Source organism: Streptococcus jiangjianxini (assembly GCF_040225085.1).
Lineage (GTDB): Bacteria > Bacillota > Bacilli > Lactobacillales > Streptococcaceae > Streptococcus > Streptococcus jiangjianxini.
In genome coordinates, this window is the sequence record NZ_JBEHGL010000010.1 from 62,828 (window position 1) to 84,554 (window position 21,727).

At 38.7% G+C, this 21,727-nt stretch carries 17 protein-coding genes, 9 tRNA genes, 1 rRNA gene and 3 pseudogenes; 5 read left to right on the forward strand and 25 right to left on the reverse strand.

All coding sequences use genetic code 11. The features are described from left to right. Positions 1–2 precede the first annotated feature (2 nt). The 5 genes from glmU to ABP870_RS05785 form a co-directional block, all read right to left on the reverse strand. Positions 3–1,382, reverse strand: a complete 1,380-nt coding sequence (gene glmU, locus ABP870_RS05765) for a bifunctional UDP-N-acetylglucosamine diphosphorylase/glucosamine-1-phosphate N-acetyltransferase GlmU (RefSeq protein WP_350014508.1) — start codon at positions 1,380–1,382, stop codon at positions 3–5. 124 nt (positions 1,383–1,506) lie between these two features. Then, positions 1,507–2,481, reverse strand: a complete 975-nt coding sequence (locus ABP870_RS05770) for a Gfo/Idh/MocA family protein (protein WP_350014509.1) — start codon at positions 2,479–2,481, stop codon at positions 1,507–1,509. An 801-nt stretch (positions 2,482–3,282) separates the two neighbouring features. Continuing rightward, a complete protein-coding gene (locus ABP870_RS05775; protein ID WP_350014510.1) occupies positions 3,283–3,723 on the reverse strand; it encodes an ASCH domain-containing protein in 441 nt (146 codons plus the stop codon). A gap of 287 nt (positions 3,724–4,010) precedes the next feature. Further along, complete coding sequence (locus tag ABP870_RS05780) at positions 4,011–4,712, reverse strand: 3-oxoacyl-ACP reductase (protein ID WP_350014511.1); 702 nt, start codon at positions 4,710–4,712, stop codon at positions 4,011–4,013. Continuing rightward, positions 4,705–4,941, reverse strand: a complete 237-nt coding sequence (locus tag ABP870_RS05785; protein ID WP_350014512.1) for a DUF2829 domain-containing protein — start codon at positions 4,939–4,941, stop codon at positions 4,705–4,707. The genes ABP870_RS05780 and ABP870_RS05785 overlap by 8 nt, the downstream gene beginning before the upstream one ends. Before the next feature lie 160 nt (positions 4,942–5,101). On the opposite strand from ABP870_RS05785, the gene ABP870_RS05790 reads away from it, so the two are divergent. Next, entirely contained in the window at positions 5,102–5,740 is a 639-nt protein-coding gene (locus ABP870_RS05790; RefSeq protein WP_350014513.1) for a hypothetical protein, read from the forward strand. A 157-nt stretch (positions 5,741–5,897) separates the two neighbouring features. Here the strand turns inward: ABP870_RS05790 and ABP870_RS05795 are convergent, their stop codons facing one another. The 7 genes from ABP870_RS05795 to ABP870_RS05825 form a co-directional block, all read right to left on the reverse strand. Then, positions 5,898–6,722, reverse strand: coding sequence for a hypothetical protein (locus tag ABP870_RS05795; protein ID WP_350014514.1), 825 nt, complete (start codon positions 6,720–6,722; stop codon positions 5,898–5,900). Further along, positions 6,712–7,044 carry a PadR family transcriptional regulator gene (locus ABP870_RS05800; protein WP_350014515.1) on the reverse strand — a complete coding sequence of 111 codons (333 nt, stop codon included), beginning with the start codon at positions 7,042–7,044 and terminating at the stop codon, positions 6,712–6,714. The genes ABP870_RS05795 and ABP870_RS05800 overlap by 11 nt, the downstream gene beginning before the upstream one ends. Before the next feature lie 15 nt (positions 7,045–7,059). Beyond that, positions 7,060–7,206 carry a hypothetical protein gene (locus ABP870_RS05805; RefSeq protein ID WP_350014516.1) on the reverse strand — a complete coding sequence of 49 codons (147 nt, stop codon included), beginning with the start codon at positions 7,204–7,206 and terminating at the stop codon, positions 7,060–7,062. A 156-nt stretch (positions 7,207–7,362) separates the two neighbouring features. After that, complete coding sequence (locus ABP870_RS05810; protein ID WP_350014517.1) at positions 7,363–8,598, reverse strand: aminoacyltransferase; 1,236 nt, start codon at positions 8,596–8,598, stop codon at positions 7,363–7,365. Positions 8,599–8,994: 396 nt separating this feature from the next. Then, the gene (metG, locus tag ABP870_RS05815; protein WP_350014518.1) at positions 8,995–11,052 is read right to left on the reverse strand and encodes a methionine--tRNA ligase; all 2,058 of its coding nucleotides are present in this window, start codon (positions 11,050–11,052) and stop codon (positions 8,995–8,997) included. A gap of 309 nt (positions 11,053–11,361) precedes the next feature. Further along, positions 11,362–13,029, reverse strand: a complete 1,668-nt coding sequence (locus ABP870_RS05820) for a hypothetical protein (RefSeq protein WP_350014519.1) — start codon at positions 13,027–13,029, stop codon at positions 11,362–11,364. A 30-nt stretch (positions 13,030–13,059) separates the two neighbouring features. Next, entirely contained in the window at positions 13,060–13,200 is a 141-nt protein-coding gene (locus ABP870_RS05825; RefSeq protein ID WP_350014520.1) for a hypothetical protein, read from the reverse strand. A 602-nt stretch (positions 13,201–13,802) separates the two neighbouring features. On the opposite strand from ABP870_RS05825, the pseudogene ABP870_RS10690 reads away from it, so the two are divergent. After that, a pseudogene (locus tag ABP870_RS10690) lies at positions 13,803–14,181 on the forward strand (transposase); the annotation flags it as partial. A gap of 201 nt (positions 14,182–14,382) precedes the next feature. Here the strand turns inward: ABP870_RS10690 and ABP870_RS05830 are convergent. Continuing rightward, a complete protein-coding gene (locus ABP870_RS05830; protein WP_350014521.1) occupies positions 14,383–15,090 on the reverse strand; it encodes a YoaK family protein in 708 nt (235 codons plus the stop codon). Between the two features lie 21 nt (positions 15,091–15,111). Then, positions 15,112–15,201 (reverse strand) — tRNA-Ser (locus ABP870_RS05835). 671 nt (positions 15,202–15,872) lie between these two features. On the opposite strand from ABP870_RS05835, the gene ABP870_RS05840 reads away from it, so the two are divergent. Continuing rightward, positions 15,873–16,700, forward strand: a complete 828-nt coding sequence (locus tag ABP870_RS05840) for an exodeoxyribonuclease III (protein ID WP_350014522.1) — start codon at positions 15,873–15,875, stop codon at positions 16,698–16,700. Between the two features lie 845 nt (positions 16,701–17,545). Here ABP870_RS05840 and ABP870_RS05845 read toward each other — a convergent pair. After that, positions 17,546–18,196, reverse strand: a complete 651-nt coding sequence (locus ABP870_RS05845; protein ID WP_350014523.1) for an HD domain-containing protein — start codon at positions 18,194–18,196, stop codon at positions 17,546–17,548. 10 nt (positions 18,197–18,206) lie between these two features. Then, the gene (locus tag ABP870_RS05850; RefSeq protein ID WP_350014524.1) at positions 18,207–18,461 is read right to left on the reverse strand and encodes a DUF1912 family protein; all 255 of its coding nucleotides are present in this window, start codon (positions 18,459–18,461) and stop codon (positions 18,207–18,209) included. Between the two features lie 162 nt (positions 18,462–18,623). On the opposite strand from ABP870_RS05850, the pseudogene ABP870_RS05855 reads away from it, so the two are divergent. Then, positions 18,624–19,437 (forward strand): annotated as a pseudogene (locus tag ABP870_RS05855) (IS5 family transposase). A gap of 81 nt (positions 19,438–19,518) precedes the next feature. Next, positions 19,519–20,776, forward strand: a pseudogene (locus ABP870_RS05860) (ISL3 family transposase). A gap of 89 nt (positions 20,777–20,865) precedes the next feature. On the opposite strand, the gene ABP870_RS05865 reads toward ABP870_RS05860, so the two are convergent. The 9 genes from ABP870_RS05865 to rrf all read right to left on the reverse strand — a co-directional run bounded on the left by ABP870_RS05865 (position 20,866) and on the right by rrf (position 21,716). After that, positions 20,866–20,936 (reverse strand) — tRNA-Thr (locus ABP870_RS05865). Between the two features lie 45 nt (positions 20,937–20,981). After that, positions 20,982–21,053: transfer RNA gene (locus tag ABP870_RS05870), tRNA-Glu, on the reverse strand. 11 nt (positions 21,054–21,064) lie between these two features. Then, positions 21,065–21,138: transfer RNA gene (locus ABP870_RS05875), tRNA-Ile, on the reverse strand. A 22-nt stretch (positions 21,139–21,160) separates the two neighbouring features. Then, positions 21,161–21,233: transfer RNA gene (locus ABP870_RS05880), tRNA-Thr, on the reverse strand. A gap of 11 nt (positions 21,234–21,244) precedes the next feature. Then, a tRNA-Leu gene (locus ABP870_RS05885) sits at positions 21,245–21,326 on the reverse strand. Positions 21,327–21,331: 5 nt separating this feature from the next. Next, positions 21,332–21,404: transfer RNA gene (locus ABP870_RS05890), tRNA-Lys, on the reverse strand. Between the two features lie 23 nt (positions 21,405–21,427). Further along, positions 21,428–21,500 (reverse strand) — tRNA-Asp (locus ABP870_RS05895). A gap of 22 nt (positions 21,501–21,522) precedes the next feature. Further along, positions 21,523–21,595: transfer RNA gene (locus tag ABP870_RS05900), tRNA-Val, on the reverse strand. A 5-nt stretch (positions 21,596–21,600) separates the two neighbouring features. Next, positions 21,601–21,716 (reverse strand): 5S ribosomal RNA (rrf, locus tag ABP870_RS05905). Positions 21,717–21,727 lie beyond the last annotated feature (11 nt).

Consider the following 21,727-nt stretch of genomic DNA (forward strand, 5'->3'; position numbering starts at 1 on the left):
ACTTATTTTTTGCTTGGGTGATGTGGTAATTTAAGAGCGTAAAACTCTTTGTTTTCCTGACGACTACGTCCAATAGCAACACTATCTTTAGGAACATCCTTGGTGATGGTTGAACCAGCAGCAGTCAAAGCATTGTCTCCCACTTCAAGTGGCGCAATTAGGGTTGATTGACTACCAACAAAGGCGCTGTCACCAATAACTGTCTTGTATTTATTGCGACCATCGTAATTGACCGTAATAGTACCTGCACCAATATTAACATCCTTGCCAATCTCAGCGTTACCAAGATAGGTTAAATGACCAGATTTAGTATTTTCACCAAGTTTCGATCCTTTAACTTCTACAAAATTTCCGATGTGCACATTATTGGCTAACTCAGAACCTGGACGGATATGCGCATACGGACCAACTGTCACACCGTCAGCTAGGACACTTTCTTCAATCATCGCATTCGTTATCACAGCATTTGCGCCAATTTCTGAATCGACAATATAAGTACCATTAGTTAGAACTGTTCCGCGGCCAATTTTAGTGTGGCCTTTAAGCGTAACATTAGCTTCTACAACAACTTCTTCAGCGATGTCAACATCAATATCAATATAAGTGGTATCAGGATTTTGGAAAGACACCCCGTTAACCATGTGCATGTGGTTGATACGACGGCGCATCACACCTTCAGCTGTCGCAAGAGCAACACGATCATTAACGCCCAAACTTTCATCAAAATCACGAAGTTTGTAGGCACCCACTTTCTCACCAGCTTCTTTGAAAATACCGATGACATCTGTTAGGTAGTATTCCCCTTGAGCGTTGTCAGTATCGATATTTTTAAGGGCTTCAAAAAGACGTCTGTTATCAAAGAGATAGGTCCCTGTATTGATTTCTGTGATGGCTTGCTCATAATCATTGGCATCTTTTTGTTCAACAATTTTGGTCACTTCTTGATCTTTGTTGCGAACAATGCGTCCATAGCCAAATGGATTATAAGCTTCTGCCGTTAGAATCGTTGCCACATTTTTATGACTGATATGATACTCAATCAGACTTTGAAGACTATCTCCTGTAATCAAGGGAGTATCACCGGCGATAACCAAGGTTTGCCCTTCAAGATCTGCCAGTTCGTCTTCAGCCATCATTACTGCATGACCTGTTCCTAATTGTTCAGTCTGCATAGCAAATTGCGATTGTTCTCCAAGAACCTCTTTAACTAGTTCCGCCTTGTGCCCAATAACAGTCACATTTTTTTCAGGATTAATAGCTGAAACAGCACGAAAAACATGTTCTAGCATGGTAATACCTGCAACCTTGTGCATGACCTTTGGAAGATCAGACTTCATACGAGTTCCTTTACCCGCAGCCAGAATTATCGCATAATTTGTCATTTTATTTTTTCTCATCAGACCTATCGTCTGACAGCCTTTCATACATCTTTAAACGATAATTATTATAGCATAATTAAAGGATATACAAAAGCCAAGCTACTAGTCTTGGCTAATTAGGCTATTATTAATACGATGACGTCATGCTTTCTGCTGCAGCTTCTAGAACTGTCATCACGGATAGGCTGTGAGCTAAGGCTTTTTTCGCCTGATCCACCTTCCCATTTGCTAGCATGTCTTCAAAAGCGACAAATTCTGCATACATGCGGTGATGATTGCTATTATGATCCATCACTTTTGGCTCTTGCCCATTTAGGGTAAGACTAATCTCTGGCATGGTGTTTGTAGCACCAAGTACCGCCATAGAACCTTGATTTCCTTGGATAGTCGACTTAATGTCGGCACTACAATCTTTAGCACCAATACAAACTGCCTTGAATTTCCCATAATCAAGCACCAAAATGCCCGAGGTATCAACACCTCTCTCCATATTTGGCAAGTACTCAACTCGCTTGGGTTGTCCAAATAGACCGACAACAAAGTGAATGTTGTAGATATTGAGATCACGTAGAGCCCCGCCACCTTTGGCTGGATCAAATGCCGGAGCGATTTCTCCGCGTTTAAAGGCGTCATAACGTGACGAATATTGAGAGTAATTACAAGTCACAATCTTGATCTCACCTAGCTGATCGAGCTCATTTTTGATATAGGTGAAATTCTCTAAATATTGATTCGTAATAGCTTCCAGTAAGAAAAGTCCTTTCTCTTCTGCTAGAGCAATCAAGTCTTCTAACTCTGCTAACCGCAAGGTAAATGGCTTTTCACAGATAACATGTTTACCCGCTTCAAGTGCTTTTTTGGCATAGTCATAATGCAAATGATTAGGAAGTCCGACATAAACCGTATCCACGTCTGAATTCTTCAGTATATCATCGTAATCACTACTTGCCTGAGGAATATCATAGGTTTTTGCTAAATCACGCGCTGTTTCAATAGACCTCGGTGTCGACATAATTGCTTTCAAGCTAATCCCCTCAATCTCTGTTAAGACTGGTAAAACCTCCTTAACAATCATACCGGTGCCTAATAATGCTAATTTCATAAAACAATACTACCCTTTCTGTAAACCTTTTCTTCTTTTCATTCTACCAGTATTTTCCCCATAAATCCACCTGTCTTACACGATCCAAAAACAAGTTCGGTAAAGGCAAAAACCAGATCGATCAACAGGAACCTTACCTCTACTACACGAGATAACCATTGGAAGAACAAGGACGCCTTAAACATCTGAGTCGCTTATTGCTTATCAATACGTCGTGAAAATTAACATTAGGATAGGCCACGTCGATGCAAGTAAACTGGAAAGTCAGTCAATCAAATCAACAAAATTGTTAAAGAAGGGAAAGCTAGCTGTGTGCAGAAGAAAAAATCTCCGAAAGGTTGTCATGCAACACCTTTGAAAGTCTTATTAGAGGACTAGTGAGGTTATTAAGCACCAGACAAATATTAAAACTCTTCTACAAGTGGCATAAGAAATCGTAGACCAGCCTCTAAAAAAGATTATCATTGACGTTACACCAGAAAACAAGAAAGTCCAAAAAAGAAAAGGAGGTAGCGTCCAACATTGCTAAGCCTCAAACTCAAAAAACAAGTAAGCTAGCCGATACAAGTCTTTGTACTTTAGGATAAGCAAATGATACCCTTCAAAACTCAAAAGTAGACCATGTTGACTTGATTTGATGACCTTCAGTTCTATCTACATTGTCGTCGCCTAGTCTGCTTTGGACTTTCATTGAGTATCAGTTAATGACCTTTTTTGACCATTTTGTCAAAACTACAAAAAAACAAGCATCAAAACTGATGATTGTCTTTGGGGTGAACATTCCTATACAGTTTTTCCTTACTATTTAGGATAAACGACTTTAAATTCCTCTAGAACGATTTTGGAGTTTTCATTGAATGCTAGGTTCGCTTCGGCTAACCATTCGCTAAATAAGGCCTCATGGACTTTCCGCCAGTAGGCTAAACTTCTATCGCCTTCACCTTCTTTGAAAGCATGCTCTTTAGAGACATCTTTAAAGGGAAGAACTGAAACTTTAGTGATCTTGATGATACAAACCGCCTCATCCTGACTATCTAAGATAATATCATAAGTTCGAGCTTCTGGAAGTGGCTCATTATCCACTTCATACAAATCAAAAGCCGATGCTGTCGCTGTTTTTGTACCTTCCAAAACCAAGTTTGCGAGTAAGTCTGGTTCATCCCCAAAGGCCCAAGAATCCATTTCATTACCAATATTGGGATTTATTTGTTGGTATTTTTGCCACATTTCCAATGCTTCCATTTTGATCTCCTTTTTAATTGGCCAATATAGTTTTAGTTATCTCTCAAAAAACTCAATAGCCTCTTCTCTTACCAATGTTTCCATTTCATAGTTTAACATGTGGTATATCAAGTTGCTCGATACCTTCTACTTGTTTCTTTACCTCCATTAGATAAAAAAACCATGCCTTTTGATACCACGGTCCCACTAGGCTTTCTTAACAGCAGTTGTCAAATCCTTCCTCTACCCAAAATGATAAAAAAGATTACTCCGAAACTGTAACACTAGAAACAGCTCCAAGTGACAGTCTATTTCAAACTCCAGCCACCGTCGATTTTGACGATTTCGCCCTGCATGGAAGCCAGTTTTCCTGAGGCTAGCATGAGAGTTAATTCGGCAATTTCAGCTGGTTGTGTCCATCTTCCAATAGGGGTTTCTTGAGCAACCCAATCAGCCAAGCCGCCAGATTTAAAATCTGCCGCCGTCATTGCCGTTTTCACTGCACCAGGGGCTATCCCAAAAATCTGAATACCATCTTTGGCATAATCCAAAGCCAGTTGACGAGTAAAGCCAGCCAGGGCATGTTTTGAGGAGGTATAGGCAGCACCGCCACCACCGGCCATAAAACTAGCGATGGAGCACATATTAATGATAATCCCTGATTTTCTTTCAACCATTTTTTTCAAATAGTGGCGGGTTAGGGTAACCGTTGCAAAAAAATTAGTCTCCATAACCTCGTGCAACTCCTCTTCAGAAGTATCTAGCAAAGGTTTGTAGTCATCTAATATTCCAGCTGTGTTACATAGGATATCCACTTGTGGAACCTGCTCATAGAGCGCAGCCAGATTACCCCTCAAGTCCATTTGGAAAAACTGAAAACGATGATGAGATAAATCAGGCTTTCCTGACTTATCGACACCATAAACCGCGTAGCCCTTTTCCAAAAAAAGACCTGCTTGGGCTTGACCAATGCCTGATGCTACACCTGTGACAAGAACGGTTTTAGTCATGGACTTCGACCCAGTCTTCAGCAAGAACATCACAAGGCGTCGGACTCCACATGCTAAAACCTTCTCCGTCACCGGTCACATTGATGAGAAAATAAGGTGTCGCTTCTAGCTTTTGACCGTTCACTTCAATGGTATCAAAGAGTTGCACATAATTTTCAGCACCTCCCCAACCGATGCGAACGTATTTTTTCTTTGCTTTTAATCCTGGTAAAATTTCTTCAAATGTCATGGTTTTTCTCCTTACAATAAGCTAATGTCATTCTATCATAATTTCCAAGTAAGACCACAATTCTTTGTATTAGCATCATATTTTTATCATGAATTTCTATTTATTCTATGATAAGATAGGAATGCTAAATAAGATTTAATGGTTAAAAAGGGAAGGTTCAATGACTAGGAAAAATAAGCGTTTAAACAAGTTTACCCACAAACAACTCAAAAAGAAATTCTTTATTGCAAGTACTTTTTTATTCCTATCACTCGCTTCTATCTTTATCCTTCGTTATTCCAAAAACAATCTCCAGGGAACCTGGTCCAGCCCTTACATCAGTCAAATGTTAGAAAAAAAACTTAACCAAAATTTATCCAAATGGGCACATGATGAGCAGGGTAATGACTACATCACTGACATTTCTACAGTCCTTACTATCTCCAATACGCAGGGGCGTTTTACCGTCACCTGTGAACTCGATCGTAAAGTTCTGGCAAAAAAGTTATCCCAACAAAGCAGTCAACATCAAAGTATAAATGATTGGTATCAACTAGTTGATCAAACGATCGCTAAAAACGTCACCTCATTAGATGGCACTTATAACCCACAGTCAGCTCAACTAACCATACCACTCTTTCAAACACATCTTGACCCTTTGTTTCATAACATGTCCATTACCAAGGTAAATACGCCTAAAGTAACAAATAATCAATTTCAAAAAGGAGACACCCTCACTTATAAAGTTGTGGATCATGGTCAACAGTTAGTGTTTAACTCCAAGCACCATGTGCAAAGGATTGTTTTTAATAAAGAATAAAAGGCTGAGGAACCCCCAGCCTTTTAACTGTGCCAAATAAATGACTCATAATCAATGAAAATCATAATCATAGCAGTCAACATCGATAGAGATAGAACTGAAAATCATCAAACTAATTAGATTTGAGTTGCATTTTCAAAACGTATCAAATATCTTATCACTTGCCAGACTCTTTGATAGTCCTATAGCTTATCACATAGAAAATCAATATTCCTAAACCTAAGGCGCAAATAGGTATCCAAGTGGTCCACAGTTCGCCACTAAGTATTCTCATGGTTATTAATTTCTTAACCACACCTAATAGTAAAAATGCTAAAATCGGAAAGACTGAAGCTCTGAACACGCTTTTCTTAACGAATAAAACGAGCATCACTATACTTGTCACGATAACAAATATCCAATCAACTGCTTCTGGAAATGTAAGATAAATTCCCCTATCTCCAATCATATCAGGCAAGCTGAAAACAACATTAAAGAGTATAATTGATCCAACAACAGCCAAGCCAACAAGCATCTTAGACTGCTTCTCATTGAAAAGAAATTTTGGTAACACTGTAAACACAATCCAGCAAATCAGTGAAGCATTGATACAAGACGCCATGAACATAAACAATTCCAATTGAAAGTGACCTGTCTTAGAAAATAAAACAAGAATTTCAATACCAAATAAGACAAATACCACACTAAAATAAATGCTTACTATTTCCTTAATGGTGACTTTTGGAGCATTCTCTAAAAGCTGGTCCGCCATTTCCTTAGAATCAGTACCAAAAAAGTCAATCGCAGATAAACCATCTCCTTCTGCCACTCTAAGATCACTAGCCATAGCATAAAGCTGCTCCAGAATAGCTTTTTCATCTTTAAAAAAAGATTTTAAGATCATGTATTCTTGAATAGTCTCAAAATAATCTTTATTTTCAGGTTTCAAGCTATCTATTATGCTATTCGTTTTATCCCTTAATACCTGTGTATCATTTTTCATCATGCGCTCCTTTCTGAAGCTGCTCTACTTTCTCTAAAAGACTAGACCACTCCTGCCAAAACTCTGTCAGATAACTTTCTCCGTCTCGTGTAATGGTAAAATACTTACGATCCGGTCCATCTGACGAGGGCTTTATCCGACCTATGATATAACCTTTTTTTTCCAATTTTTGAAGGAGTGGGTAAACTGTTCCTCCAACCATGTTTTCAAAGCCTGATTGCCTCAACTTTTGTACTAATTCATAGCCGTAAATTTCTTTTTGAGCAATGATTTCTAAGACACAGCCTTCCAAAACCCCTTTTAATAACTGCGTTTCTCTCACATACATTCTCCACTTTTACTCATTATCATCTGAAATTACTCCTGTTAGGTAACTTAGACCTATGATTGCCATTGGTAAACCAATAAACCACATCTTAATGATAACTCCTAAAACAATAGCATTCACCACAAAAACTATCCCAATTGTTTGATTTGTTTTCATAAAGGTCCACTAGTTTGTTTTACCTACTAGTTAACAATTTAAGTATAATACTTTTTAACTACTTTGCAAAGCAAACTACTATTTTCTAAAAAAAGAGACTAGAACAAAAATCAGTCATTTGGAAGAATGCGATTTTATCGTCCCAGTATCTATAGCTTATGACCGCCCTAACAGTTTTTTGACAGCATCAATAGCCTTCTTCTTGAATGGATTTGGATAATACCTGAATGTCCCCATTTTACGAACGACGTAACCGTTAAAATTTTGTTTGAAACGAAGGACACCGTCGCTGCCATCAAACACTCCCTGAATACCAAGAAAATTGTAAGTTGTAATACCACGTTTAATAGCTTCCAACATAACATGTTCTTGCAGAGCTACGGGAGCGTAAAATTTATTAAACTCAGTATAAGAACCACTGAAAAGATAAATGGCTTCACGCTCCGTATATACAAAGAGACTTCCTGCCATAACAACATCTTCTGATCCATGCTCTGCAATCAAATCTTTAGCTTCTAAAATCCGCTTTTCAAAAGTCTCAGCTTGTGCCTGATACTCTTTTTTCATATTTTGGTATTTTCGAGAATCAGGGTTAGTAGTTAATTTGTCTTCTAAATCTGCTAACTTAGCTGATAAATCGCCTAAATCTTTTTGAAGATTTGCCAAATAATCTTGAAAATTAATTTCTGCCACCATGAATTCGCAATTACCACCGAAAGCATCATAAAAATCTTTGTAATAGTCCAGCGGCTTATCCGAATACTCACGACGCTCAGATGTTGCCGATGTAATCTCTTTAAAAATGGAGAGCTCTGAACGCTCTAACTGACGCAATTTAATACCAAATGATGCTACTTTATTAGCTAAGGGTTTTCCTTTTTTAGAAAAAGATTTGCGTAGAGTCTGTGGTGTAATGCCTTCTAAACTCTTTACGTATAGCCAATCTGGTTCACCACCAGAATAACCTGTCTGTAAACCATCATGGGTAAATCCTAGACTTGTCAAAGTTTCTAGCAAATCCTTACGCTCTTCTCCAAGAGGCTCCCCATCACTGGTAAAAGTTTGGTAGGTATCATAAGGTTTGATAATCAATTCCAGCGCACCATTTTTCTTAGCAAAGTCTTGTAATTCTTTGTAGAAGGGTTTCAAATAGGTCCAGTCACTACTTGCTGGTCCTGTATTCATCTCCATGTGCTGACCGCCAGCCATAGCTTTGCTGTATAAAATTCCTGCGACTTGAATACCTCCGTCAGCTTCAAATCCCATAAAACGAGTTGAAAATCCCCGCTTACTAAGTAGCTCTGCCATTTCCAAAGACTGCGTAAATGAAATCTCTGTAAAATGCGATAGAGCATCGCCATATTGTTCTTTACTTAATTCTACTAATACCATTTTAAATCCTTTTCTAGAATGTCTCTTTATTATTATAACAAAAATGAGACCGAGACAAGACTTCTAATCAACTGAAAACTCCCAAACCTCTTATAATCACTCCCACAAAGTCCGTAAAAGCTGTTATGATTTGGTAAAATTAACCAAACCGTTAGAAAAAACAGCATCTTCCCATTTTCCAAGAGCAGCAAGAACTATTCCTTTGGCATTCCTCTTGTTGTCTTTAGTCAGCAATGATCTCATTCCAATAAAAAGGGGTATAGGGATCCCAGAGGCTAATAAATCAATGCTTTTACCACGGCACAGACGTTATCTTATTATTGGTATGAACCTTTGAAAATACTTACGATCATTAGCAATAAAAAATAAGAGGTGCTTCCTCTTATTTTTTAATTATTACCCAATAACACTACCATTTGGCACACTGTCATCAACGGTCAAGACAGTCAACTGGTTATCATACTCAGCTGAGAGAATCATACCTTGACTAATGTATTTTTTCATCATTTTGCGTGGTTTTAAGTTAGCGACAATTTGCAACTTCTTACCAACGAGTTCTTGTTCATTCGGATAATATTTAGCGATACCAGAAAGAATTTGACGATCTTCACCATCTCCAGCATCCAAGCGGAAGCGAAGCAATTTATCAGATCCCTCTACCTTTTCCACTTCTTTTACTTCAGCGACACGAATTTCAATCGCCTCAAAAATGTCAAACTTGATCTCGCCCTTTTGAGATTTGAGTTCCACCTCTTCTGGAATCCATTCTTTTTCTGCTATCGGTTTGCCAGCATTCATTTGATCCTTGATATAGTTAATCTCCATTTCCATATCAAGACGTGGGAAAATTGGTGTTCCTTTTGCAATAACTTGAACACCGCTTGGCAACCCTGAAAGTTCAAGATTTTCAAGGTCAAAATCATTTCCCAATCCAAGTTGTTCCATAATAGCATTCGATGTTTGCATCATAAATGGTTGGAGGAGATGAGCAACCACACGTAAGCTAGCTGCCAGATGTGACATAACAGCTGCCAAACGTGCCTTATCCCCATCTTCTTTAGCCAAGACCCAAGGGGCTGTTTCATCGATATACTTGTTGGTACGAGAAATAATATTCCAAACGGCTTCTAAGGCTCTTGGGTAATCCACTGCGTCCATATGTTGATGATAGAGTTTGATGTTGTTAGCTACAAAGTCAGCCAAATCAGCATCAAATGCTGTCACATTTTCTTTGTAATCAGGAATGCTACCACCACAGTACTTGTTAATCATAGCAACTGTGCGGTTAAGGAGATTACCAAGGTCATTTGCCAATTCATAGTTAATCCGTCCAACATAATCCTCTGGTGTGAACGTTCCATCAGATCCAACAGGGAGACTGCGCATGAGATAGTAGCGCAATGGATCAAGGCCAAAACGTTCTACCAACATTTCTGGATAAACGACATTACCTTTTGATTTAGACATTTTCCCATCTTGCATGACAAACCAACCATGAGCTACTAGACGATTTGGCAATGGTAGCTCTAGTGCCATTAGAATGATTGGCCAGTAAATAGAGTGGAAACGTAAGATATCCTTACCAACCATGTGATTAACTTCTGGATTTACTGTAAAGTTCCAAGTCTTACCTGCCTCATCCGTCCATGATTTGGTGACAGTATCCGCCAGCCAGAATTGCTCAAAGTTCGCTGAATCAGCTTGCCCATAGCCAAGAGCTGTTGCATAGTTGAGAAGAGCATCAATCCAAACGTAAACAACATGTTTAGGATTTGAAGGCACTTGAACTCCCCAAGTAAAGGTTGTACGCGAAACGGCAAGATCTTCCAAACCAGGTTCGATAAAGTTTTTTAACATTTCATTCATGCGACCATTGGGACTGATAAAATCAGGATTAGCCTTATAGAAAGCAACCAATTTATCAGCATATTTGCTAAGTTTGAAAAAATATGATTCTTCAGAAACTAGCTCTACTTCATGCCCAGATGGTGCCACACCACCGATAACATTGCCTTCATCATCACGATAAACTTCTGCTAATTGACTTTCTGTAAAGAACTCCTCATCAGAAACAGAGTACCACCCTTGATATTCTCCAAGATAAATATCTCCTTGTTCTAAAAGGCGTTCAAAAACCTGCGCCACCACTTCCTCGTGATAATCGTCAGTTGTACGGATGAATTTATCATACGAAATATCAAGTAAATGCCACAATTCTTTAACGCCGACAGCCATGCCATCAACATAATCTTGAGGAGTAATGCCTGCTTCTTCAGCCTTAGACTGAATTTTTTGGCCATGCTCATCCAGACCTGTTAGGTAAAATACATCATTGTTCATCATGCGTTTGTAACGTGCTAAAACATCACAAGCAATGGTTGTATAAGCAGAGCCGATATGCAGTTTCCCAGATGGGTAATATATCGGCGTTGTAATATAAAATGATTTGGTCATTATTTAATATCCTTTCCGTGCAAATGAAACACGACTATAGTAACACTTGATTATAGCATATTTTCGTATCAGATTTCAAAGAAATGACAACTGTCAGTCAGAGTTAAAATCCGTAAGAGCGGCCTGCTTCTGCCATGCGAGTTCATGAAAAGTAGGACTTTTTCGATGCTGTCACTGACACAACTAGTTAAAAAAGATGTCAAGCATTATCATATAAGCAATGTTTGATAAATAAAGTTCCTCATCAAAAACTGAACCAATCTCAAACCACTAATCATTGGTCAATCACATCTGAACCTTACGATAAGACTATTCCTTAGTTTCTTCTACTTCTTTAGGATTTATCTCAACACGATTAAGGTAATTGTCTTTTCCAAGCTCGCCTTTAAAGCTATCCCCTACGGTTAAGAAAGGTAAATCATCTAAGTTTTTGCTAGAGGCCTTGATTTTATAGATATTAGCATCTGAAGATATATAATAAACGGTTGTCCCTGAAATGATTTGACTCGCGAGGTGATCCACCTGACCCGAGATTAATTTGACATTCTTTCCAGTATTTCCAATAGTGGCAAGTCGGTCTGTATTCACATCTGTAAATTGTGATAATAGGCTGACCATATCATTGTTGACCGTCACCTGTTGGTAATCCTCAGCATCTACCAAAGCATAGGATTTCACTAAACCAGCGTCATCTTTGAGAGACACTAGATAGAAAGCTTTGCCATCAAGTTTTACTAAAGTTGGTGCTGTCGCCTGATATTTTTTCTCCTGTACCTCACCTTCAGCAGAAGCTTGAGCAGCTGATTCCGTTGCAGAAGCTAACTTGTAGTTAGTTACTTGGCGCGTGCGCATGTTGACTAAGATAAAGCCTAGATTTGATGAATCGGCTGTTACGGAAGTAATACCCGTATAAAGGTAAATATCACCGTCAATAGCGATATAATTATACAAATCAGTCGTCTCCTTAACACCTGTCTGACTAAACAAGGTATTGAAGAAGCCATCCTGATAAGTGTAATGATCATCAACACGCATCATAACATTTTCAGCTGAATAAACCCTATCAACCCATTTAGGAATATCTTTCAATTCATAAAAACGGCTCTTACCGGTCACCGCATCCATAAGTACCATACCGCTAGGGTCTTGGAACGTCAAACCAAACCTAGGTTTAAAAGTCGTCGCTACATAATAAGGGTGACCTTCGTCATTAACCTCGAAAGAAGGATCTGCAAAAATTTTCGTTGGAAACTGCAATCTTAAATGACGCTTGGTATCCCTAAAAAGAAATTCTGAGTCTGAATAACGCATGGCTTCATCTAAACGAACCAATTGCGCCTTGCCTGTTGTCTGGTTGACCTTGACATAGTAATCAATCCCTTGCTTCCGATTAGACAGCCACTTCCAAAAGCTCTTGTACTCCAGTGGTGAGACACGAAACGGCTGATTACCAATCGTAATCTGACGGTAAGCATCTGAAATGCCAAACTGCGATACCTTGTCAATCGTTCCAAGATAAGTATCCCCAATTTTCTTAGCAGATTTACGATCCAAAAGAGCCAAGGTTGATAAATCTGTCTCGGGAAAATCCTTCTCAAAAGAAGCATTTTTAACAGAAATCACATTGGCATAACTTCGTGCTCTAAAAACACGTGACTGGGTCATATTTAAAAGAAAAATACCAGCCAAGATACCAATAGTCCCAATCAGCAACCATTTAAATGCCTTGGTTAATTTAGGAATTGGCGTTATGGCAAATCTCACACCTTCTTTAAATGACTTTTGGCCAATTTTTGCTCTTTTTAGCCAATTATCTTTGGGAAATTTGGAAAGATAAGCCAAAGCAATAGCTAACCAAGCGCCTAATATTAAAAATAACCAAAACGCTTGACTAAAAATGGACAAGGGCGGTAAATAAAACCAGTACCAAACCGCCATAAACAATAGCCAACACAAACCTAATAACTTCTTTTGCATTGCACAACCTCCCAAATAGAATTGAGTAAATTATATCACAAAATCACTTTGAGCAGGCTGTTTCACTGTTACCTTATACTCTTCTGAAATCAAAAGGAGACCTTGTCGACTTGTTTTGATGTCTTCAGTTCTATCTGAATCGGCGTCACCTAGTCCGCTTGTGATTGTCATTGAGTACTATAACTTGTCCGTATCAATCTTTGCCACTAGAAGACAGCAAAGATACTAAGATTTCCTGACTACTTTTCCGTTATGTTAAAGTGGGGTATCTTGTTAAGCCGTTAGAATTTTTGACGCTAGAAGGCATCACAAAACTAACCAGACACTTATTTTAGAACACATCGCTGCTTTCTTGTGAAGAAAAGCAAGCCTTTCTAGAAATAAGTAGCTGTGACTATTTACCTACTTTCTACAGAAATGTTTGCAAGCGAAACATCCTTTCGTTTCATCTGTTTCAGATAAGATCCTATCAAAGTATGTGAAGCGCTAAACGTCAAGTATTGAAAATAACATCACTAAAAAGCAGCATTCAAGACGCAGTATTTGGAATTGATATCAATAAGGCAAATTCAAAAGTAGCGATTTTGGTTAATATCGAAAGGGTTCATGACGCCATCATGGTCAACGATGCCATCGGTTTCACTCAGTTATTAGACTAGGTAATTTGAAAAATATCTCAAATTCTGAGCTCCCTTTGAAACAAGAAACCTCTATACACGTCATCTTCAACCTACTCTAAACGGATGACGAGTTCACCCCAACCTCTGAGAAATCTCTCTTTTACTGGAATATCGAAAACCACAGCGATAAGTAATTTTGACGATCTCAGAGACAGTCACCGTTTTCAGTTCACCAATCAATGACTTTATCACGATTAGTTTGAGACACTATGAATCAGGAAACTATCTAGTTCTGGAACACAGTACTAAGCGTGGTAACGCTTATACTAGAAAGATCCTACTCAAGCGTAGCCATCCATAACTTCAGTAAGTCATACCAATCCCTATCGTAGTATGAGACATAAAAAAGCAACCGCAGGTAACTTCAACGAAGCCACCTACAATTGCCTCCAAGCACCACTTCACCAGGACAATATATTATCTCTTAATTCATCACAAACGTTACGATTATACGTCTACCCCAAATCGATAAAGTTGGCCATGCTCCATCACTTGATACCTTATCAAAAATTCGCTAAATGAGGTGTTGTTTCTACAAACCTTTTAAACCATCAAATCATCGCGAATAAGGCAGCAGCCAGTAAGTAACTGCTATATTAAAAATAATTTTTGGAGTAAGTGTTGATATACTTAAGCTGACGGCAAAAAAGTCCTCAGCGAGGACTTAAACATCTTACAATTTTTTTAAAATATTCTTTGGATTATAAAGTGGCCCTTTTCTCACACCTATCATCAAGTAACCATTTAAAACAACGAGAGGAACTAAGATAAACACCAAAGATAATTCCCCAAATTGCTTGCTTAGGATCGTTGAACACATGGCTCCTAATGAAAAAGTAACTAAGATGAATAGAATATTACGACCGTCTTTTCTGACCTTAGTGTCTTTTTCAATAAATCCTTTAACCCAGTAATAAGCAGCATTTTTGATATTACCAGTCATCATGACCGTTGCAAATGGGGTCCCACGGATCGATTTAAACGTATCAACCTGTAAAGACATAAAAAGTGCCAGGATGCCAACGATAACATAAGGATGGAAGAATTCCAATCCCAGCACAGCAATCAAACCTAGAACCGTCAATGTTAAACTCGAAAACAAATGCCAATGAAATCGATTTTTAAGAATCCAAGATTTAAAAAAGTAAGTTAAGACTTGTCCAGCCATAAAAACAATAATGGGTATTAAAAACTTAATGGCTTCAATCAAGCTACCTTCTGCTAGCCTGATTCCCATCATCAAAAGATTTCCAGTTTGGACACCTGCAAAACGACCGCCCTGAGTTAGATAGGTAAAAGCATTTATAAAACCACTAATAAAGGTTACTAAAAAAGCACAGAATATACTTTCGTAGATATGATAAGGTTTCTGTCGAAACATTGTTCCACTCATTCTAAGATACGGAGGATGTGGGATTCGAACCCACGCACGCTTTGACACGTCTGACAGTTTTCGAAACTGTTCCCTTCAGCCTAACTTGGGTAATCCTCCATCAAAATTTAAGGCCATAATCATCTTCAAATGAATCGATCAAAGACAATTATTACCCTTAATAGTTTTACCAAAAGTCTCTCTATTCGTCAATACACCAAAAGTCTGATCTTATAATCAGATTCCAAAAGTGATTTATCTAGTTACTCATTTACTTTCCGTTTAGTTTAATATGGTCAAATGAATTAGCTTTCAGACAAGGAACAAAAAAGACGCAGACAGTACTAGCGTAAGGCAAGTCGAAAGTGACGATGTATCACAGTTAATTCAAAAGACTATAAAATAGATGAATCATAGAATTAGAGCCAGTGCCTAAAATGCCAAATCTCTCTACTCGTTTTTAAATCCGTAAAAAGTCTCGATTCATTTTTCACTAGCTTTTTAAGACATCCACACGATTCAAACATAATAATGGACCTTGTCAATAATTTAAGCTACATGTCAAATCCTTTTAAAAAATGTTAAGATTTCATAAAATGACATGTATCTTTTCCAATAGTTAGCACCATAGGCTAAATCTCACTTCTCGCCATACCAGAGCATTTTTGTTATAATAATAGGCATTGAAAACCAATAGTAAGCATTATTAACTTCTTAAGCAATCATGCTAACCAAACTAACTATTTATTTTCGTAGAAAAAGCAATCTACTTATAGAAAAGGATCCCCTTCATGAAACTGATTTCCTGGAATATCGATTCACTCAATGCTGCCTTAACTAGTGACTCGAGCCGCGCACTTCTATCTCGAGCTGTTATTGAAACACTTGTCAAAGAAGATGCCGACGTCATTGCGATTCAAGAAACTAAATTATCGGCAAAAGGACCTACCAAAAAGCATTTAGACATTTTACTGAGTTATTTTCCCAACTATCATAATATTTGGCGTTCTTCAGAAGAACCTGCCCGTAAAGGGTATGCTGGGACCATGTTTCTTTATAAAAATAACTTGAACCCAATCATCAGTTTTCCTCAAATCGGGGCACCAACCACGATGGATATTGAAGGACGTATTATTACGCTTGAATTCGATGACTTTTTTGTCACACAAGTCTATACACCCAATGCTGGTGATGGCTTAAAGCGTCTAGGGGACAGACAAATCTGGGACGAAAAATATGCTGATTATTTGGCAGAGCTGGACACCCAAAAACCCGTTCTCGCCACAGGCGACTATAATGTTGCTCATAAAGAAATCGACCTTGCCAACCCAGCTTCAAACCGGCGCTCGCCTGGCTTTACAGATGAGGAACGTCAGGGCTTTACTAATCTCCTCGACCGTGGCTTCACAGATACCTTCCGGCACATCCATGGTGATATTCCTAACGTTTATAGCTGGTGGGCCCAACGCAGTAAAACTAGTAAAATCAATAACACAGGTTGGAGAATTGACTACTGGTTGACATCCAATAGAATCACTGATAAAGTAACCAAGTCAGAAATGATTTCTTCCGGTGCTCGCCAAGACCATACACCAATTGTTCTAGAAATTGATTTATAAATCACGACTCTCCGTTTAACTAAGAAGTTAGCCAAGGATTATAAAACAAAGCTCACTTTCTTTGACGCTCAGTTTGTTCACTGCAATGCTTGAGTTTTCCTACTCTTTCTTGATTGCTTTACACTGGCTTTATTACATTCTGTTTTATTAAACTCACCTCATAACTAGAATGAAACAAAAACAGTACAACTCTGATATAACATAGAAATAGTGTATTCACTGAATTTTCGCCAAATACCTCAATGAAAGTATTGCCATTTGGTGGTACTTTCATTGAGGTATTTTTGTCTTATTCTTATTTCAGTTGATTATAGATTCACTAAGCTATTACAAAGTCCTCAGAGACACATTTTAAATCTCTATCAAAATTAAAAAACTTTCCTTAACCAGCGTCTGTTGACCATTGATTTTAAAATAACATCCAACCCTCGTATGATCTCTTAGGGTTAGTTGATTACTTCATCAAGTGTCTCAAAGGACTAGCTTTTACATCTCCTTTCGGCAAATCTTTGAACCATCTCAGTAACGTATGCTTGATAATAAATGATCACTCGTTGATCTTTTTCGTGTGTTTAACGCAACTTCATTTCATTTTACGTGCAATTGCCGAACGGTAATCACCAAATTGGCGAATAATTTCAGTTCTAGACCATTCTTGTTTTAACAATAGAGACATGCTTATCAAAGTTTTCCATACCTTGCCTTAGTTATATACCCTTGAGTACATCAGATAAATAGCTTTTTTCTGTTACCCTTCAGCATGCAAGGCGGCGTCAATTATTTTATTATTGTCCACTTAAGAAGCAGCAGTTCACATCGTCACTAGAGTATTTTCATTTTACCAACTAAAATAGCCCATCCCATTCAGCATAAAACTCTTTTAAAAACTCCTCCATAAAAGCATGTCGCTTTTCTGCCAATTGCTTACCAGTCGCTGTATTCATTAAATCCTTTAGCAACAATAACTTCTCATAAAAATGGGCAATAGCTGTTGATTCCTGATCACGGTATTCTTCTAAAGTCATCTCGCTACGAATGTTAGTTCCAGGAACATGAATAAGATGCCCTCTACTCCCAGCATAAGCCATTGTTCTTGCAATTCCAATGGCACCAATTGCATCTAAACGATCAGCATCTTGAACCACTTGACCTTCTAATGATAAAACCTTACCACGATTTAGTCCACCCTTGAATGACATATATTGAATGATGTCTAAAATAGACTTTTTATCATCTTCCGAAACCCCATGATCGTCTAACCAGGCCAAAACTTTTTCCAAGCCAGCAAACTCTGACTCATTGAGTTTGCCATCCGCTATATCATGCAGTAATGCTGCTAATTCACAAATATACAGATTAGCCTTTTCCTTTTTAGCAATCCTCACAGCCAATTTGCGAACCCGATCAATATGCCACCAATCATGCCCTGAAGAATCAGCACCTAAAACAGTTTTCACAAAAGATTCTGCCTCACAAATGATGTTCTCGTCATCCATTTAATAACTCCTAATAAGACCGTTTCCCAAAAATATCATCAGGAATATCATGGAAACCTTTACCTTCTTCAAAATTTTGAAATTTCCCTTGAAGAAAACGGTAAGCATCTAAGCGACTCTCATATCGAATAACGGCTTCCTTAGCACGAAGATCTTCATCTTCTTCCCAAACCTGTTGACTAGCTTTCATAGCTCCTTCATTAATGATTACCTGAGTGTTAACCCATTCTTTAAAATCATTTAAAAATTGTTCTTCCCTAGACATAAACTACCTCAAACTGTTAAATTAATAAAACTATTATATCATGATTAATCGACTAATGATAAAATGGGCTCTATCATTTCTGTAATGACTAACTTGACCACAGAGATGATAGGTTTTTGAGTAGAGACTTGTTCAGTAACCCCAAAGTAGTATCATAAGATCATGAAAAGTGTATATGAAAATGCTGAAAAGCTTGATCCAGAACATTTTAAATTATTGATTGGTGTCAAAAAATCAACCTTCCAATTAATGCTTGAGCACCTCAATTCAGCCTATCAACCCCAACACCAAAAAGGTAGCCGCCCACGTGCTCTTAGTATGGAAGACCAACTTATCATGACCTTGCGCTATTTGCGATACTCCTCTACTCAGCAGTTATTAGCTTTTGACTTTGGGATTGGTGTCGCTACTGTTAATGCCATAATAACATGGGCGTAGGATATTCTACGCGCTTCTGGTAGTTTTGACTTAGACCACTTAGAAGCTCCAAGGACATCTGTTGCCATTGATGTCACAGAAAGTCCGATTCAACGTCCCCAAAAAACCAAATCCCAAATTATTCTGGTAAAAAGAAACGACACACTTTAAAAACACAGATTGTGCTTGATTTAAGCACTCATCGTGTGTGTCAATTAGCTTTTTCGGATGGACATACACATGACTTTACTCTATTTAAAGAAAGTATAGGCCCTACTTTACCAGAGGAGACTGTCGCATTTATTGATTTGGGATATTTGGGAATAGCGAATTTTCATAAGAATACTTTTATTCCAGTAAAAATTCCAAGTATCATTGTTTAACAGATGAAGAGATAAAGCTAAATAAAGAGATGACAGCGATAAGAATTGAAGTAGAGCATTTTAATGCGACGTTTAAGACTTTCCAAGTGATGTCACAACCTTATCGTAACCGAAAAAAGAGATTTGAATTAAGGGCTGAATTGATTTGTGCTATTATCAATGACGAAAGGGATTAGTTTCCGAACAAGTCTAGTATATAAAAAATCCCATATGACCTATAATGAAAAGCGACTAAACCACTCATTAGAAGGACTCATATGGAACAACTAGATGATATCAAAGGTTCACTCAACATTAAAGACCCTAACATCACTTTTGAAAAGCAATTTGACAAGTTCTTCACTCACAGAGAGTATCATGCCAAGTTAGATTATGATGCCCCACAATGCCCTGCTTGTCAAGGAAAAATGGCAAAGTATGATTTCCAAAAGCCGTGTAAAATTCCCTATCTGGAAATGGCTGGCTGTAAAGTACTGATTCGTCTCAAAAAGGGCGCTTCAAATGTCAATCGTGTGGGAAAATGGCTGTCGCTAAGACCTCTCTGGTCAGAGAAAATCATCAGATTCCCAACATCATTAACCTCAAAATCACCGACAAACTCATGAGCCGTGAGACAATGTCAAAAATCGCCGAAGACCTCTCCGTCTCTGTGTCAACCGTCTATCGGCAACTCAACCGCTTTGAGTGTAGGACAGAGTTAACCTGGTTACCCGAAAATATGTCGTGGGATAAGTATGCTTTCAAGAAGGGAAAGATGAGCTTTATTGCCCAAGATTTCGATGCTAGCAAGATTATTGCTATCCTTGATGGTCGGACGCAAGCTGTCATCAAAAATCATTTCATGCGGTATTCTCACAAGGTGCGCAGTCGTGTCAAAGTCATCACCATGGATATGTTTAGCCCCTATTATGACATCGCTAAGACACTGTTTCCTAAGGCGAAGATTGTGCTCGATAGGTTCCACATTGTTCAAAACCTATCTCGCGCCATGAACCGTTTCCGTATCCAAATCATGAACCAATTTGAGCGTCAATCTCATGAATATAAGGCCTTAAAACGTTACTGGAAACTCATCCAACAAGACAGTCGAAAACTCAGTGATAAACGATTTTATCGCCCGACTTTTCGCATGCACTTGACCAATCAGGAGATTGTGCAACGTCTTTTGGGCTACTCTGATGAACTACGCCACCACTATGACCTCTTCCAATGCCCTCTCTTTCATTTCCAAGAAAAGCAGGAGAAACACTTCTTTGATCTCATTTCTGATACCATCAAACAAGTTCATCCTATATTTAAGACCGTCTTTTCAACCTTTCTAAAAGACAAAGACAAGATTATCAATGACCTGAAACTACCTTATTCCAACGCCAGACTAGAGGCGACCAACAACCTTATTAAAGTCATTAAGCGAAATGCTTTTGGCTTTAGGAAGATGAAAACTTCAAAAAACGGATTTATCTCGCTTTGAACACAACAAAAGAGAGAACCAATCTGATTCTCTCTCGGTGTTAGTTATAAGTCAACCCACTACAGTTGACAATGAGCCTACAATTGACAAAAACGAAAAAAGAATGTCGCTAAGCAACACTCTTAAATTATTCTGCCACCACCGAGAATTGAACTCGGAACTGAGCATTACCATTGCTCTATTATACCATTTAACTATAGCGGCAAAGATACTAACAAAACAGGCTAGAAACACTAACCTGTATAATAATAGTCCGTACGGGATTCGAACCCGTGTTACCGCCGTGAAAAGGCGGTGTCTTAACCCCTTGACCAACGGACCATATTACATAATGGGCACGAGTGGACTCGAACCACCGACCTCACGCTTATCAGGCGTGCGCTCTAACCACCTGAGCTACGCGCCCAATTTAGAATTATTAAATTCTATGCCGGCTACATGACTTGAACACGCGACCCTCTGATTACAAATCAGATGCTCTACCAACTGAGCTAAGCCGGCTATTGCCTATATGCGGGTTAAGGGACTTGAACCCCCACGCCGTTAAGCGCCAGATCCTAAATCTGGTGCGTCTGCCAATTCCGCCAAACCCGCCTATATGACCCGTACTGGGCTCGAACCAGTGACCCATTGATTAAAAGTCAATTGCTCTACCAACTGAGCTAACGAGTCTGTCTTTCGAAACATTGTTCCGACGGTCCCGACGGGAATCGAACCCGCGATCTTCGCCGTGACAGGGCGACGTGATAACCGCTACACCACGGGACCTAATAAGGTTTTCCCTTATCTATGGGAGTTAACGGGATCGAACCGCTGACCCTCTGCTTGTAAGGCAGATGCTCTCCCAGCTGAGCTAAACTCCCTTTGCGCTAAGCAACTACCTTATCTAACAGGGGGCAACCCCCAACTACTTCAGGCGTACTAGGGCTTAACTTCTGTGTTCGGCATGGGTACAGGTGTATCTCCTAGGCTATCGTCACTTAACTCGTCTGAGT

Excerpts from the sequence above, each read along its gene's own strand:
- metG (WP_350014518.1), bottom strand. The coding sequence starts at position 11,052 with ATGACCAAATCATTTTATATTACAACGCCGATATATTACCCATCTGGG.
- ABP870_RS05850 (WP_350014524.1), bottom strand. The coding sequence starts at position 18,461 with ATGTCTAGGGAAGAACAATTTTTAAATGATTTTAAAGAATGGGTTAAC.
- ABP870_RS05770 (WP_350014509.1), bottom strand. The coding sequence starts at position 2,481 with ATGAAATTAGCATTATTAGGCACCGGTATGATTGTTAAGGAGGTTTTA.
- ABP870_RS05845 (WP_350014523.1), bottom strand. The coding sequence starts at position 18,196 with ATGGATGACGAGAACATCATTTGTGAGGCAGAATCTTTTGTGAAAACT.
- ABP870_RS05825 (WP_350014520.1), bottom strand. The coding sequence starts at position 13,200 with ATGACAATCACAAGCGGACTAGGTGACGCCGATTCAGATAGAACTGAA.
- ABP870_RS05785 (WP_350014512.1), bottom strand. The coding sequence starts at position 4,941 with ATGACATTTGAAGAAATTTTACCAGGATTAAAAGCAAAGAAAAAATAC.
- ABP870_RS05830 (WP_350014521.1), bottom strand. The coding sequence starts at position 15,090 with ATGTTTCGACAGAAACCTTATCATATCTACGAAAGTATATTCTGTGCT.
- ABP870_RS05840 (WP_350014522.1), top strand. The coding sequence starts at position 15,873 with ATGAAACTGATTTCCTGGAATATCGATTCACTCAATGCTGCCTTAACT.
- ABP870_RS05775 (WP_350014510.1), bottom strand. The coding sequence starts at position 3,723 with ATGGAAGCATTGGAAATGTGGCAAAAATACCAACAAATAAATCCCAAT.
- ABP870_RS05790 (WP_350014513.1), top strand. The coding sequence starts at position 5,102 with ATGACTAGGAAAAATAAGCGTTTAAACAAGTTTACCCACAAACAACTC.
- ABP870_RS05780 (WP_350014511.1), bottom strand. The coding sequence starts at position 4,712 with ATGACTAAAACCGTTCTTGTCACAGGTGTAGCATCAGGCATTGGTCAA.
- glmU (WP_350014508.1), bottom strand. The coding sequence starts at position 1,382 with ATGACAAATTATGCGATAATTCTGGCTGCGGGTAAAGGAACTCGTATG.
- ABP870_RS05810 (WP_350014517.1), bottom strand. The coding sequence starts at position 8,598 with ATGGTATTAGTAGAATTAAGTAAAGAACAATATGGCGATGCTCTATCG.
- ABP870_RS05820 (WP_350014519.1), bottom strand. The coding sequence starts at position 13,029 with ATGCAAAAGAAGTTATTAGGTTTGTGTTGGCTATTGTTTATGGCGGTT.
- ABP870_RS05795 (WP_350014514.1), bottom strand. The coding sequence starts at position 6,722 with ATGAAAAATGATACACAGGTATTAAGGGATAAAACGAATAGCATAATA.
- ABP870_RS05805 (WP_350014516.1), bottom strand. The coding sequence starts at position 7,206 with ATGAAAACAAATCAAACAATTGGGATAGTTTTTGTGGTGAATGCTATT.